Raw genomic sequence first — 14,001 nt, 5'->3', positions numbered from 1 at the left:
TCAGCCTCGCCGTGGTTCCGGTGCGGTGCTCGGGGCATCGGTCCCGTCGCCCCGGGCCGGGTCCGCCTCGGCGGCGAGCGCGGCGCGCAGCACCTCGGCCTCGGTGCCCGACACCGAGCGGGCGAACCGCACCAGCGCGGCGTCCCGGCTGCCGGCCAGGTCGAGCGCGTCCAGCATCAGCCCGGCGATGTGCGCCTCCCGGCTGGCGGCCGGCCGATAGCTCCAGGCCCGGCCGGCCCGTTCCCGCTCCACCATGCCCTTGCCGGCCAGCCGGTCCAGCACCGTCATCACGGTGGTGTACGCCAACTCCCGGCCCGGCAACGCCTCGGCGACCTCGCGAACCGTGACACCCGCCCCGGTCCCGGCGGGCCAGTCCCAGAGCACGTCCATCACCGCGCGTTCGAGGTCACCCAGTCGCGTCACGCCCCCAGCCTACCGCCCGTAGTACGACCTCCCGTCGTCCTGCGTCCGCTGACCGGCGCCCGCCCGGCTTGCCCGAGATCGTAAGGACATTGAGCACGCCATTCGCCGTCAGTGCGTGCAACTTGTCCTGTGGATCTTGATTCCACCCTGGTCGACACCTGCGGAGAGGCCGATCAGGTGCCCTTGGGGTGCCAGACGGTCTTGGTCTCCAGCAGGGCGGTCATCCGGGCGAGGCCGGGGTCGGCGGTCCAGTCCGGTTCATCAGTCGGTGGGCGCAGCACCCGTTTGAGGTTGCCGGCTGCTGCCCGTTCCAGCTCGACGGCGAGTTCCGGGTCGGCGACGCCGGTGAGGTCCAGCGCGTTGACGTCGAGGTGGGCGGCCAGCCACGGTGCGGTCTCCGCCGGCCGGCCGGTGAGGAGGTTCACCACTCCGCCGGGCAGGTCGGAGGTGGCCAGCACCTCGGCCAGGGTCACCGCCGGCAGCGGTGCTTCTTCGGCGACCAGCACCAGGACGGTGTTGCCGGTGACGATGGCCGGGGCGATCACCGACACCAGCCCCAGCAGCGCCGGCCGGGCCGGGGCGACCACTCCGACCACACCGGTCGGCTCCGGGGCGGAGAGGTTGAAGTACGGACCGGCGACCGGGTTCGCCCCGCCGTACACCTGGGCGATCTTGTCGGCCCAGCCGGCGTACCAGACCCAGCGGTCGATGGCGGTGTCGACCTCGTCGGTGGGAACGCCCAGCCCGACGAACTGGTCGCGGCGGCCTTCCAGCATCTCGGCGATCCGGTAGAGGATCTGACCCCGGTTGTAGGCGGTCGCGCCGGACCACCCCTTGACCGCCGCACGGGCCGCAGTCACGGCATCCCGGACGTCCTTGCGGGAGGCGAGCGCCACGTTGGTGTTCTGCACGGGATAGGACCGCCCCGACTCGCTGCGCGGGAACTTCCCGCCGATGAAGAGCTTGTACGTCTTACGCACGGCCACCCGGTCAGACATCGAGGTACGCCTCCAGCCCGTGCCGGCCACCCTCGCGGCCGTAGCCCGACTCCTTGTACCCGCCGAACGGGGAGGTGGGGTCGAACTTGTTGAAGGTGTTGGCCCAGACCACCCCGGCGCGCAGCCGGTCGGCCAGCCAGAGGATCCGGGAGCCCTTCTCCGTCCAGATCCCGGCCGACAGCCCGTAGGGGGTGTTGTTGGCCTTCTCGACCGCCTCGGCGGGGGTGCGGAAGGTGAGCACCGACAGCACCGGCCCGAAGATCTCCTCGCGGGCGATCCGGTGCGCCTGACTGACCCCGGTGAAGATGGTCGGGGCGAACCAGAACCCCCGGTCCGGCAGGTCACACGGCGGTGACCAGCGCTGCGCGCCCTCCTCAGTACCGACATCGGAGAGGGTGCGGATGCGGTCGAGTTGGGCGGCGGAGTTGATCGCCCCGACGTCGGTGTTCTTGTCCAGCGGGTCACCGACGCGCAGCCGGGCCATCCGCCGCTTGAGCGAGGCCAACACCGGCTCGTACGCGGATTCCTGGACCAGCAGTCGGGACCCCGCGCAGCAGACGTGGCCCTGGTTGAAGAAGATCCCGTTGACGATCCCCTCGACGGCCTGGTCGATCGGGGCGTCGTCGAAGACGATGTTGGCGGCCTTGCCGCCCAACTCCAGGGTGAGCTTCTTGCGGCTGCCGGCCACCGCGCGGGCGATGGCCCGCCCGACCTCGGTGGAGCCGGTGAACGCGACCTTGTCGACGCCGGGGTGCTCGACCAGCGCCCGACCGGTCTCACCGGCCCCGGTGATGATGTTCACCACCCCAGGCGGCAGGTCGGCCTGCTGACAGATCTGCGCGAACAACAACGCCGTCAACGGGGTGGTCTCGGCCGGCTTGAGCACCACCGTGTTCCCGGCCGCCAGCGCCGGGGCGATCTTCCACGCCAGCATCAGCAGCGGGAAGTTCCACGGGATCACCTGCCCGGCCACCCCCACCGGCCGCGGGTCCGCGCCGAACCCGGCGTGGCCGAGCTTGTCGGCCCAGCCCGCATAGTAGAAGAAGTGCGCGGCGACCAGCGGAATGTCGACATCGCGGGACTCCCGGATCGGCTTGCCGTTGTCCAGCGACTCCAGCACCGCCAACTCCCGGCCGCGCTCGGCCACGATCCGCGCGATCCGGTACAGGTACTTGGCCCGGTCCCGCCCCGGCATCGGCCCCCACACCCGCTCGAACGCGGCCCGCGCCGCCGCCACCGCCCGATCCACATCCGCCGACCCGGCCTCGGCGACCTCGGCCAGCACCTCCTCCGACGCCGGGTTGATCGACTTGAACATCCCCCCGTCACCCGGTTCGACGAACTCACCGCCGATGAACAGCCCGTACGACGGCGCGATGTCGACGACCGAGCGGGATTCGGGCGCGGGCGCGTACTCGAAAGCCATGATCAGTCCAGGGTGACGTAGTCGGGACCGGAGTACACGCCGGTGGCCAGCTTCGCCCGCTGCATCAGCAGGTCGTTGAGCAACGTCGAGGCGCCGAACCGGAACCAGTCCGGGTGCAGCCAGTCCTCGCCGACGGTCTCGTTCACCGCGACCAGATACCTGATCGCGTCCTTGCTGGTGCGGATCCCGCCGGCCGGCTTGACGCCGACCTGCCGGCCGGTGGTGTCCCGGAAGTCGCGAACCGCCTCCAGCATCACCAGGGTGACCGGGAGCGTCGCGGCCACCGGCACCTTGCCGGTCGAGGTCTTGATGAAGTCGGCGCCGGCCAGCATCGCCAGCCAGGAGGCCCGCCGGACGCTGTCGTAGCCACCCAACTCCCCGGTCTCCAGGATCACCTTCAGGTGGGCGTCGCCGCAGGCGTCCTTGACCGCCACGATCTCGTCGTACACCCGCTGGTGGTCCCCGGCCAGGAACGCACCCCGGCTGATCACCATGTCGATCTCGTCGGCGCCGGCCGCCACCGCGGACCGGGTGTCGGCCAGTTTCACCTCAAGCGGCGCCTGCCCCGACGGGAACGCCGTCGCCACGCTGGCCAGGTGCACCCCGGAGCCGCGCAGCACCTCGGCGGCGACCGGCACCATCGACGGATACACGCACACCGCCGCCACGCTCGGACACGGCCCGGGACCACCCTCGGTGTCGGTCGCACCGGCCGGATCCGGCCGGATCGCCTTCACCGACAGCGCCCGGACCTTGCCGGGGGTGTCAGCCCCCTCCAGGGTGGTCAGGTCGACCATCCGGATCGCCAGATCGATCGCCCACGCCTTCGCGCTGGTCTTGATCGACCGGGTACCCAGCATCGCGGCCCGCTGCTCCACGCCGACCTGGTCCACGCCCGGCAGGCCGTGCAGGAACGCCCGTAGCGCCGGCCCGGAACGGCCCAGCTCGGACAGGTCGGAGCGCGTCGACGTCGGTGTCGCGGTCATGCCGACGAGTCTACGCACCACCCCGCTGGATGATCTTGTGAGCGGGCGGCGATGCCGGTCCCGGCTCTGCCCGGTAGGTTGGGCGACCGTGGACGTACTCGTCGTTGACCACCCGGTGGCGCAGACCCGGCTGACCGTGATGCGCGACACTCGCACCGATCCGGCGGCGTTCCGCGCCGCGCTGCGCGAACTCACCACCCTGCTGGTGTACGAGGCCGCGCGCTCCTTCCCGGTCGAGCGCTACCAGGTGCGGACGCCGGTCGCACCGACCGAGGGGATCCGGCTGGCCAACCCGCCGCTGCTGGTGCCCGTCCTGCGGGCCGGGCTCGGGATGGCCGACGCCGCGCTGGCGCTGTTGCCGGAGTCCTCGATGGGCTTTGTCGGGTTGGCCCGGGACGAGGAGACCTTCGAGCCCCGGGCGTACATGGAGTCGCTGCCCACCGACCTGACCGGGCTGCCGGTGCTGGTGCTGGACCCGATGCTGGCCACCGGCGGGTCGCTGGAGCACTGCTGCCGGCTGCTCGCCGATCGGGGCTGCACCGAGATCGTCGTGCTCTGCGTCCTGGCCGCGCCGGCCGGGATCGAGCGGCTGGAGCGGTCCGGGCTGCCACTGCGGCTGGTGACCGCCGCGATCGACGAGCGGTTGAACGAGAAGATGTTCATCGTGCCCGGTCTCGGCGACGCCGGTGACCGACAGTTCGGCGGGATGCCCCGGTTCTGACAGCAGGCATGCGCGACGTGCGCGGAGCGGCTACCGTCTCGGGCCATGACCACCGATGTTGCGCTCGCCGAGGAACTGCTGCTGCTCGGGTACGACGACAAGTCCGGCAAGGCCACCGGCTCCCGGATCGGCCTGGATCTGGGCATGGCGGCGGCGGTCCTGGTCGAGTTGGCGCTGGCCGGCCGGGTCGCCTTCTCCGAGGGCTCGATGGTGGTGGTCGACCCGACGCCGACCGGTAACCCGATCGACGACGAGGTGCTGGCCCGGATGGCCGCCGACACCCCGCACACCCCGGCGTCCTGGCTGCAACGGCTCCGGCACGGGCTGCGCTCCCGGGTACTTGCCGACCTGGTGGAGCGGGACATCGTCTGCGACATCGACGAGACGGCGATGGACGGCTACGTCCACGTGCACCGCTACCCGTCGGTGGACTCCACGGTCGAGGCCGGGATCCGGCAGCGGCTGGCGACCGCGCTCACCGGCGACGAGGTGCCCGACGAGCGGACGGCGGCGCTGGCGACCCTGGTGGCGGCGGTCCGGATGGAACCGGCGCTGGGCCTGACCGGCGCGGCCGTCCAGGACGCCCACCGGCGGCTGGAGGAGATCGCCGGCGGCGCCGGCTTCTCCGGCACCGTGAGCCTGGACTCCTCGACCGTGCGCCCCTCGGTGGCCCTTGTCGTCGCCGCCCTGACCCGCGCCATCGACGCCGCCCTCGGCGCCCGCGCCTGACCACCCCGCCCCGTCCGGCTCGGCCGCGACACCCATGATCATGGCGCGCGGAGCCGTGGAACACCTCGGCTGAGCAACGGCTGGGTGCGCCACGACGCCGCGCCACGGCGCGACGCGGCGTGGACCGGCTCGGTCGCTGAGGTTCGAGGAACCGGGTCCGGCGGACAGCCGCCGGTTCGCGGTCAGCTGAGGCCGAGCACGGCGGCGGTCTCGGCGCGCAGGTCGGCCAGCGCGGCCGCCGCCCGCCCATGCGCCGCCGGCAGCTCACCCGCCGCGCCCACCGGCTCCACCACCTCCAGGTACGCCTTCAGCTTCGGCTCGGTGCCCGACGGCCGGATCACCACCCGGGCGGCGGCCGTGCGCAGGATCAGCACGTCGGCGTCGGGGGCCAGATCCTCGACCCCGGTCAGCGCGACGCCGAGCAGTTCGGCCGGCGGCCGCGCCCGGACCCGGGCCATCGCCGAGGTGATCTCGGCCAGGTCGTCCACCCGGACCGAGAGCTGGTCGGTCAGGTGCAGCCCGAACTCGACCGCCAGCTCGTCCAGCCGGTCGGCGAGCGTCCGCCCCTGGGCCTTCAGCCCGGCGGCCAGCTCGGCGACGGTGAGCGCGGCGGTGATGCCGTCCTTGTCGCGGACCAGGTCCGGCGCCACGCAGTAGCCGAGCGCCTCCTCGTAGCCGTAGACCAGCGGGGCGTCGCCCGCCGTCGCCCGCACGATCCACTTGAAGCCGGTGAGCGTCTCGGCGTAGGGCAGGCCGCGGGCCCGGCAGATCCGGCCCAGCAGCGCCGAGGAGACGATGGTGGTGGCATACAGGCCGTGGACGCCGCGCCGCATCAGGTGGTCGGCGAGCAGCACCCCCACCTCGTCGCCGCGCAGCATCCGCCAACCGCCGCCCGCCCCCGGGTCGGGCACCACGACCGCGCACCGGTCGGCATCCGGATCGTTGGCGATGGCCAGGTCGGCGCCGATGCCGCCGGCCACCTTCACCAGCCGGTCGACCGCGCCGGGCTCCTCCGGGTTCGGGAACGCGACGGTGGGGAAGTCCGGGTCCGGCTCGACCTGGTCGGCCACCAGCCCGGGTACGGCGAAGCCAGCCCTGGCGAACGCCGCCGTGAGCACCGCCGCCCCGACCCCGTGCAGCGCCGTGTACGCCACCACCAACTCCCGCGCCCCACCGCCGTCAGCGCCGCCGCCCGTGCCACCGCCGTCAGCGCCGCCGTCCGTGCCACCGCCGCCCGTGCCGCCCGTGCCGTCGTCCGTGCCGCCGCCGGTAGTGCCGACGTCGGTTCCGGCACGGAGCAGGCCGGTGGCGGCGGCGACGTAGTCGGCGGTCACCCGGTCGTCGAGTGTCCCGCCGGCCGGACCGAGGGGCACCTCCAGTAGCGGACCGACGGCCCGGATCGCCGCCTCGATCTCGGCGTCGACCGGGGTGACGATCTGGGCGCCCGCTCCGCGCGGGCCGCCGAGCGCGGCCCCGAGATAGACCTTGTAGCCGTTGTCCCGTGGCGGGTTGTGACTGGCGGTCACCATCACGCCAGCCACCCCGTCGAGGGCGCGCACCGCGTACGCGAGGATCGGGGTGGGCAGCGGTCGGGGCAGCAGCAGCGCCGGCCGGCCGGCGCCGGTGGCGACCTGCGCGGTGCGCTCGGCGAACGTCCGCGAACCGTGCCTGGCGTCGTACCCGATGATCAGTGGACCCGGCGCTTCGCGGGCGGCGAGCCAGCCGACCAGGCCGGCCGCCGCCCGGGTCACCACGGCGAGGTTCATCCCGTTGGGGCCGGCGCGCAGCGGGCCGCGCAGCCCGGCGGTGCCGAACGCGAGCGTGCCGGCGAACCGGTCGGCCAACTCGGCGCGGCTGCCGGGCAGCCCGTCGAGCAGGTTCTGCAGCTCGGTACGGCTGGCCGGGTCGGGGTCGTCGGCGAGCCAGCGCTCCGCGCGGGCGCGCAGCTCGTCGAGGTCCCCGGTGCCGGCCGTCATGCCCGGGTCAGCCGGCGGCGCTGAACTGGAACGAGCGGACCATCTCGTCGTAGATGACCTTGCTCTCCTCGAACCGGCCGTCGGTGGTGGTCAGGTAGAACGAGTACGCCTTGCCGTCCTGCGGGACCATCCGCCACACCCCGTGCCGCATGTTGTCGCCGGAGCCGCAGGTGTACTCGAACTCGGCGCCGGCCCGGCCGGCCAGCTCCGCCTCGGTCATCGAGATCTGGTTGTACGGCTTCGCGCAGGTCCGGCTGCGGCTCTCCAGGCCGTTCTCGGCGACCTCCGCCCAGCGCAGCGCCTGGGTGCCGCCGAAGGGCTCGACGATGATGCGGACCCGGCGGCCGCTGTCGTCGGGGTCGGTGAAGTCGACGTACGACCCGCCGGTGGCCCGCTTCCAGCCCGCCGGCACGTTCACCGACAGGCCCTTCTCGGCGTACGTCTGGGTCTCGAAGGAGGCGCCGACCGGGGCGGGCGTGGTCGGTGCGGCCTGCGGTGGCGGGGTGGGCTGCTGGTCGGAGCCGTTGAACAGCAGCACCGCGCCGAGCAGCAGCACCACGGCCAGCCCGCTGGCCGCGGCAAGCTGCAGGTTGCGCGGCCAGCCCTTGACGGTCTCGACCGCGGTGCCGCCGGTGCGCTTCGCGCCGACCAGCGCCCGGTCCAGCAGCGCCTTACCGCCCGCGGCGGCGCCGACCGGCCGGACCCCGGTGCCGGGCCCACCGGCCTCGGTGCCCGGCCCGCCGGCGGGTGGGGCGGCACCCCAGCCGGCCCGGGTGGGCTGGTCCCAGGGCTTGCCGGGCATCGCACCGGTGGCGCCGGTGAGCGCGCCGGTCGGGGCGTTGACCGCCGGGACCGGCGGCTGGGTCGGGTTGGTGTCGGCCAGGCCGGCCGCGGCGTACTGGGCCGGGGTGGGCATCTGGTGACCGGCGCGCTGCAGCTCGGCCAGCCGGTCGGTGAGCGACTCGCCGGGGGCGAGCATCGCCCGGCCGCCGATCTGGCCGGTCGGCTGCGGCTGCGGCTGGGCGGCCGGCGGCTGCCACGGCGAGCGCTGCGGCGGGACGACCGAGTACGGGTCGGTGGTCAGGTGGCCGGGCGCCTTGCTGGCCAGCGGGCCGGCCAGCAGCTCCCGGAGCATGCCGCGGGCGGTGGGCACGTCGAACCGGCGGGCCGGGTCCTTCTCCAGCAGCCCCATCAGCACCCCGGTCAGCGGCCCGGAGCGGCTCGGCGGCGCGGGCGGGTCCTCGACCACCGCGTGCATCGTCTCGATCGGGTCGCCCTTGTCGAACGGAGGTCGGCCCTCGACCGCGGTGTAGAGCGTCACGCCGAGCGAGAAGAGGTCGCTGGGCGGCCCGAACTCCTGCCCCATCGCCCGCTCGGGGGAGATGAAGTGCGGCGAGCCGAGCACCATGCCGGGGGTGGTGAGCTGGACGTCGGTGGGCATCCGGGCCACCCCGAAGTCGGTGAGCACACAGCGCCCGTCGTTGCAGATCAGCACGTTCGCCGGTTTCACGTCCCGGTGCAGGACGCCGATCGCGTGGGCGACCTCCAGTGCGCCGAGCAGCGCGATGCCGATCTTGGCGACGGCGCGCGGGGCCACCGGCCCGTCCTCGATCACCATGTCGGCGAGGCTCCGCGCGTCCAGCAGCTCCATCACGATCCACGGGCGGCCGGCCTCGGTCACCACGTCGTACACCTGCACGACGGCGGGGTGCTGCAGGGCGGCGGCGGCGCGCGCCTCGCGCAGGGTGCGTTCGTACATGGCGTCGCGGTCGCTGGGCGCCAGGCCCGGCGGCAGCACGACCTCCTTGACCGCCACGTCGCGGCGCAGCAGCGTGTCGGCGGCCCGCCAGACGGTGCCCATCCCGCCGTGGCCGACCGCGGCGCGCAGCGAGTACCGGCCGCCGATGGTGGCGCCGGGCGCCGCGCGTCCATTGGTGGGGTTGACTGGTCCGCCGCTCCACGTCGGGATCTGAGTCACAGGTAAGGCCACCGGGAAATCGAGAGGGGCACGGGACACAACCCCCCTATATTGCGGGTTCGGTACCCCCGAGGGAAAGGCGACGGGCGGGGGTTCTCCGGAACTGACTTTCCGTACCGGTGAACTCACCTCGGGTATGCCGGCTCGGACGCGCTGTGCGCAATACCTCACCCGGCCTCCCACCAGCACGTCCTACCATCCGGAGATGAGTGAGTCTCGGTTGAGCGAGTCCGGATTCCCGATCAGGGCCGTCTACGACGCCGGCGATCTGCCCGCGGACCCGGCGGGTCGGATCGGGGCGCCGGGGGAGTTTCCGTACACCCGCGGGGTGTACCCCACGATGTACACCTCCCGGCCGTGGACGATGCGGCAGTACGCGGGCTTCGGCACCGCCACCGAGTCCAACGCCCGCTACCACCAGCTGCTCGCGGCCGGCACGATGGGCCTGTCGGTCGCCTTCGACCTGCCCACCCAGATGGGCTACGACTCGGACGACCCGGTCGCGCACGGCGAGGTCGGCAAGGTGGGGGTGGCGATCGACTCCATCCAGGACATGCGGCTGCTCTTCGACCGGATCCCACTGGACCAGGTCTCCACCTCGATGACGATCAACGCGCCCGGGTCGGTGCTGCTGCTGCTCTACCAACTCGTCGCCGAGGAGTCCGGGGTGCCCGGCGCCGCCCTCAAGGGGACCATCCAGAACGACATCCTCAAGGAGTACATCGCCCGGGGCACCTACATCTTCCCGCCCAAGCCGTCGCTGCGGCTGGTCGCCGACACCTTCGCGTACTGCCGCAAGGAGGTGCCGAAGTGGAACACCATCTCCATCTCCGGCTACCACATGGCCGAGGCGGGAGCCACGCCCGTGCAGGAGATCGCGTTCACGCTCTCCAACGGACTGGCCTATGTGCGCGCCGCGCTCGACGCCGGGCTGGCGGTGGACGACTTCGCGCCCCGGCTGTCGTTCTTCTTCGTGGCCCGGACCACCCTGCTGGAGGAGGTGGCGAAGTTCCGGGCCGCCCGGCGGATCTGGGCCCGGCTGATGCGCGACGAGTTCGGCGCGGTGGACCCGAAGTCCTGGATGCTGCGCTTCCACACCCAGACCGCCGGGGTGCAGTTGACCGCCCAGCAGCCCGAGGTGAACCTGGTCCGGGTCGCGGTGCAGGGGATCGGCGCGGTGCTCGGCGGCACCCAGTCGCTGCACACCAACAGCTTCGACGAGGCGATCGCGCTGCCGACCGAGAAGGCCGCCCGGCTGGCGCTGCGGACCCAGCAGGTGCTCGCCCACGAGACGGACCTGACGGCCACCGTCGACCCGTTCGCCGGCTCCTACGTCGTGGAGGCGATGACCGACCGGATCGAGGAGGAGGTCGACGCGTTGATGGCGCGGGTGGCCGAGCACGGGTCGGCGGTGGAGGCGATCGAGGCGGGCTTCCAGAAGCGGGAGATCGAGACCTCGGCGTACCGGACCGCCCAGGAGATCGACTCGGGGGACCGGGTGGTGGTCGGGGTGAACCGCTTCACCGTCGACGCCGAGGAGGCGTACGAGCCGCTGCGGGTCGACCCGACCATCGAGGCCGCGCAGGCCCGCCGGCTGGCCGAGCTGCGGGCCGCGCGGGACGCCGGCGCCGTCGAGCGCGCCCTCGCCGCCCTGCGCGAGGCGGCCGCCGGTACGACGAACGTGCTCTATCCGATGAAGGAGGCGCTGCGGGCGCAGGCGACCGTCGGTGAGGTCTGCGGCACGCTGCGCCAGGTCTGGGGGATCTACCGGCCGACCGACCGGTTCTGAGCGCCCCGGTTCGGCGCGATTTTCCGAACCGTCCGCCGGATTTTCCGGGCCGGTTCCAGGACTTTCCGGGCGCGTCGAGCGGTTCGCGGTCGACCGGGTGGCCCGACGCCTTTTGCCCCGGGTGATTCGGGGTAAGAGCCGGGCGTGTTCGTCGCGGTGGCCGGGGTGTCGCGGGGCGGTGGCCGGCTGCCGCGGGGCGGCCCGGCCGGCCCGCCGGGTTTGACGGACGCGCGGTGCGCACCGCCTCCGACCTGGTGTGCGAGCTTGATCAAGGGGGTCGTCCGGGGTGCCCGGGGCCGGTCGCGGACCGGTCGGGGACCGCCGTCGGTTCCGGCGAATCGGACACCAGAAGATTGCGGATCGTGACCGGCAATATCGTCACGCGTTGTAGGAGGTGTGACACTAATGTCGGTGAACGGCGTCGATCCGTACGGCCGTCTTGGCGTTTTTGGCCGCTCTCACCAGGCACTTTGTGACGCTGCGCGGTCCGATCGCTACCAAAACGACGTTGCGCAGAGTTACCTTCGGCGGTCTAGGCTGTCCCCTGTTGGTCCAGATCCATCCACCTCTAGTGATCGAGACATCGACGTGACGAGTGTGTTGACAATGCCGACAGGCAGTGGGCTGGCTTCATCCTGGCCGGAGACGCCTGCCGGGGCGGAGCCCCTCCCAGCCGGGCTGGACGAGTTGCTGGCCTTCCGGCTGCCGGACCTGATCGCGACCCGCCGGCACCTGCACGCCCACCCCGAACTTTCCGGGCAGGAGTACGACTCCGCCGCCCTGATCGCCCGGGAACTCTCGCTCGCCGGCCTCAACCCCCGGCTGCTGCCCAAGGGGAACGGGGTGATCTGCGACATCGGCAGCCGCAGCACCGGGCCGGTGATCGCCTTCCGGGCCGACCTCGACGCGCTGCCGCTCACCGACACCAAGGACGTGCCCTACCGATCCACTGTGGATGGTGCCTGCCACGCCTGCGGGCACGACGTGCACACCACCGTCCTGCTCGGCCTGGGCCTGCTGCTGGCCCGGCTCGCCGAGCGGGGCAAGCTCACCGGCCGGGTCCGGCTGATCTTCCAGCCGGCCGAGGAGATCCTGCCCTGCGGCTCGCTGGAGGTGATCGAGGCGGGCGGTCTGGACGAGGTCGCCCAGATCTTCGCCCTGCACTGCGACCCGAGCCTGCCGGTCGGGCAGGTCGGCCTGCGGATCGGGCCGATCACCGCCGCGGCCGACAACATCACCGTCCGGCTGACCGGGCCGGGCGGCCACACCGCCCGACCGCACCTGACCGTGGACCTGGTCGACGCGCTGGGCCGGCTGGTCACCGAGGTGCCGGCACTCGTCAGCCGCCGGGTCGCCGCCAACAGCGGACTGCTGCTGGTCTTCGGGCAGGCGTCGGCCGGCACCCAGTACAACGTCATCCCGGACGAGGCGATGGCCGCCGGCACCCTGCGGGTGCTCGACCGGGACACCTGGGACGCCGCCCCGAAGATCGTCGCCCAGGTGGTCCGGGACGTGATCGCGCCGACCGGCGCCACCGTTGACCTGGAGTACCTGCGCGGCCGCCCGCCGGTGGTGAACGACGCCCGGGCGATCCGGCTGCTGACCGCCGCCACCAAGGCCACCGCCGGCCCCACCGCGGTCGCCGAGACGCCGCAGAGCATGGGCGGCGAGGACTTCTCCTGGTACCTCGAGTACGTTCCCGGCGCGCTGGCCCGGCTCGGCGTGGGCCGGCTGTCACCAAACGCCGACCTGCACCGGCCCACCTTCGACGTGGACGAACGGGCGATCGGGGTGGGGGTCCGGCTGCTGGTGCACACCGCGACCCGGGCGCTGGCCGCCATCGCCTGATCCGGCGTCTCCGGGCCGACCCGGGGGCGCCGGCATCGCCCCGCGTCCGGCCTCCGCCCCGCGTCCAGCCCGCCCCCTACCCGCGCCGCGACGCGTCGGCCCCGGCAAGCCGCCGGGGCCGACGCGCGTCGTACCGGATCAGCCCGGTGGTGGTGGCGGGGACCCGGCGGCGGCGGTCGGCGCCGCACCCCCAGCCGGCCGGGACCGCCGACCCAGCCGCCGGACCAACCAGAGCACCGCGAACGCCGGTACGCCGAGCGCGACCAGCCAGGGCAGCAGCGCACCCAGGACGGTCAGCAGCACCCCCATCGAGGCGAGGAACGCCGTCCAGCCCGCGCCCAGGCCGACCAGGAAGCCGGTGTCAGGTCCGTCGTCGGTGTCGTCCGGCGCGTCCGGCCCGAGCAGGGTCACCGTGATGGTGGAGAGCGCGACCAGATCGGCCAGCCGGCGCTTCTTCGCCTCCAGCGAGGCGAGGTCCGCCTCCCGACTGGCCAACTCCCGCTCCAGCATCACCAGGTCGCTGAGGCTGTCCGCCTCGGCCAGCAACCGCCGGCCGCTGGCCACCCGGGCCTGCTGGGTGGTGATCCGGGCGTCCAGGTCCAGGGACTCCTCGGTGACGTCCTCCGTCTTGATGTCGCGGTGCTGCTGCTCACCGAGTTCGGCGATGCCGTCCACCACCCGGGCGAACTGGTCGGCCGGCACCCGCAGCGTGAGCGACGCCTCACTGGACGAGTCGTTGCTGGTCCGCTGGTCCCCGCCGACGAACCCGCCGGCGCCGGTCACCAGCGCGACCGCGCGGGCCGCCTTCGCCTCGACGTCGTCGACCCGGACGGTCATCGAGCCGGTGTAGACGATCTGCCGTTGGTCGACCCGCAGGTCGGCGGCGGCCCCCGCCCCGGCGTCGGCCTCGTTGCCGTCCTCGGCGCCCCGGTCCGCGCCCGCCGGCGGCGCGCCCTCCCGCTGGGCCGGCGCGTCGGCCGCCGATCCGGTCTCGACCCCGGCCGAGTCTTCCGCCGCGCCGCAGCCGCCCAGGATCAGGGCCGCCGCCAACCCCGCCACGCCGACCAGCGCGGCCATCCGGCGCTGTACGTTCCTCCCCATGTCTCCTCCGCTCCGCAACCCCCCGT

Annotated in this window: 10 protein-coding genes and 2 pseudogenes; 4 read left to right on the top strand and 8 right to left on the bottom strand. The window is 73.2% G+C overall.

Annotation, left to right across the window (positions count from 1 at the left end; translation table 11 throughout):
- The 4 genes from O7627_RS29200 to deoC form a co-directional block, all read right to left on the bottom strand.
- Positions 1-423, bottom strand: coding sequence for a BlaI/MecI/CopY family transcriptional regulator (locus O7627_RS29200; RefSeq protein ID WP_278096668.1), 423 nt, complete (start codon positions 421-423; stop codon positions 1-3).
- A gap of 173 nt (positions 424-596) precedes the next feature.
- Positions 597-1,421 carry an aldehyde dehydrogenase family protein gene (locus tag O7627_RS29195; RefSeq protein ID WP_278096667.1) on the bottom strand — a complete coding sequence of 275 codons (825 nt, stop codon included), beginning with the start codon at positions 1,419-1,421 and terminating at the stop codon, positions 597-599.
- Positions 1,414-2,847: an aldehyde dehydrogenase family protein gene (locus tag O7627_RS29190; protein WP_278096666.1), complete on the bottom strand. Its 1,434-nt coding sequence runs from the start codon at positions 2,845-2,847 to the stop codon at positions 1,414-1,416. Before O7627_RS29190 ends, O7627_RS29195 begins: the two co-directional genes overlap by 8 nt.
- Before the next feature lie 2 nt (positions 2,848-2,849).
- A complete protein-coding gene (gene deoC / locus O7627_RS29185) occupies positions 2,850-3,833 on the bottom strand; it encodes a deoxyribose-phosphate aldolase (RefSeq protein WP_278096665.1) in 984 nt (327 codons plus the stop codon).
- Positions 3,834-3,921: 88 nt separating this feature from the next.
- Between deoC and upp the strand changes: the two genes are divergently transcribed.
- Positions 3,922-4,554: a uracil phosphoribosyltransferase gene (upp, locus tag O7627_RS29180; protein ID WP_278096664.1), complete on the top strand. Its 633-nt coding sequence runs from the start codon at positions 3,922-3,924 to the stop codon at positions 4,552-4,554.
- 45 nt (positions 4,555-4,599) lie between these two features.
- The gene (locus tag O7627_RS29175; RefSeq protein WP_278096663.1) at positions 4,600-5,283 is read left to right on the top strand and encodes a GPP34 family phosphoprotein; all 684 of its coding nucleotides are present in this window, start codon (positions 4,600-4,602) and stop codon (positions 5,281-5,283) included.
- A gap of 182 nt (positions 5,284-5,465) precedes the next feature.
- Here O7627_RS29175 and O7627_RS37235 read toward each other — a convergent pair.
- The 3 genes and pseudogenes from O7627_RS37235 to O7627_RS29165 all read right to left on the bottom strand — a co-directional run.
- Positions 5,466-6,458: pseudogene (locus O7627_RS37235) on the bottom strand (phospho-sugar mutase); the annotation flags it as partial.
- Between the two features lie 141 nt (positions 6,459-6,599).
- Positions 6,600-7,259: pseudogene (locus O7627_RS37230) on the bottom strand (phospho-sugar mutase); the annotation flags it as partial.
- Between the two features lie 7 nt (positions 7,260-7,266).
- Positions 7,267-9,237 carry a serine/threonine-protein kinase gene (locus O7627_RS29165; protein ID WP_278096661.1) on the bottom strand — a complete coding sequence of 657 codons (1,971 nt, stop codon included), beginning with the start codon at positions 9,235-9,237 and terminating at the stop codon, positions 7,267-7,269.
- Between the two features lie 205 nt (positions 9,238-9,442).
- Between O7627_RS29165 and O7627_RS29160 the strand changes: the two genes are divergently transcribed.
- Entirely contained in the window at positions 9,443-11,026 is a 1,584-nt protein-coding gene (locus O7627_RS29160) for a methylmalonyl-CoA mutase family protein (RefSeq protein ID WP_278096660.1), read from the top strand.
- 588 nt (positions 11,027-11,614) lie between these two features.
- Positions 11,615-12,874, top strand: coding sequence for an amidohydrolase (locus O7627_RS29155; RefSeq protein WP_278096659.1), 1,260 nt, complete (start codon positions 11,615-11,617; stop codon positions 12,872-12,874).
- Between the two features lie 138 nt (positions 12,875-13,012).
- On the opposite strand, the gene O7627_RS29150 is transcribed toward O7627_RS29155, so the two are convergent.
- Positions 13,013-13,975, bottom strand: a complete 963-nt coding sequence (locus O7627_RS29150; RefSeq protein WP_278096658.1) for a DUF4349 domain-containing protein — start codon at positions 13,973-13,975, stop codon at positions 13,013-13,015.
- Positions 13,976-14,001 lie beyond the last annotated feature (26 nt).

This window comes from Solwaraspora sp. WMMD1047 (assembly GCF_029626155.1).
Classification (GTDB): Bacteria; Actinomycetota; Actinomycetes; order Mycobacteriales; family Micromonosporaceae; genus WMMD1047.
Note: the sequence above shows the minus strand (reverse complement) of the source record. Positions and strands in the feature narration are given on the sequence as shown.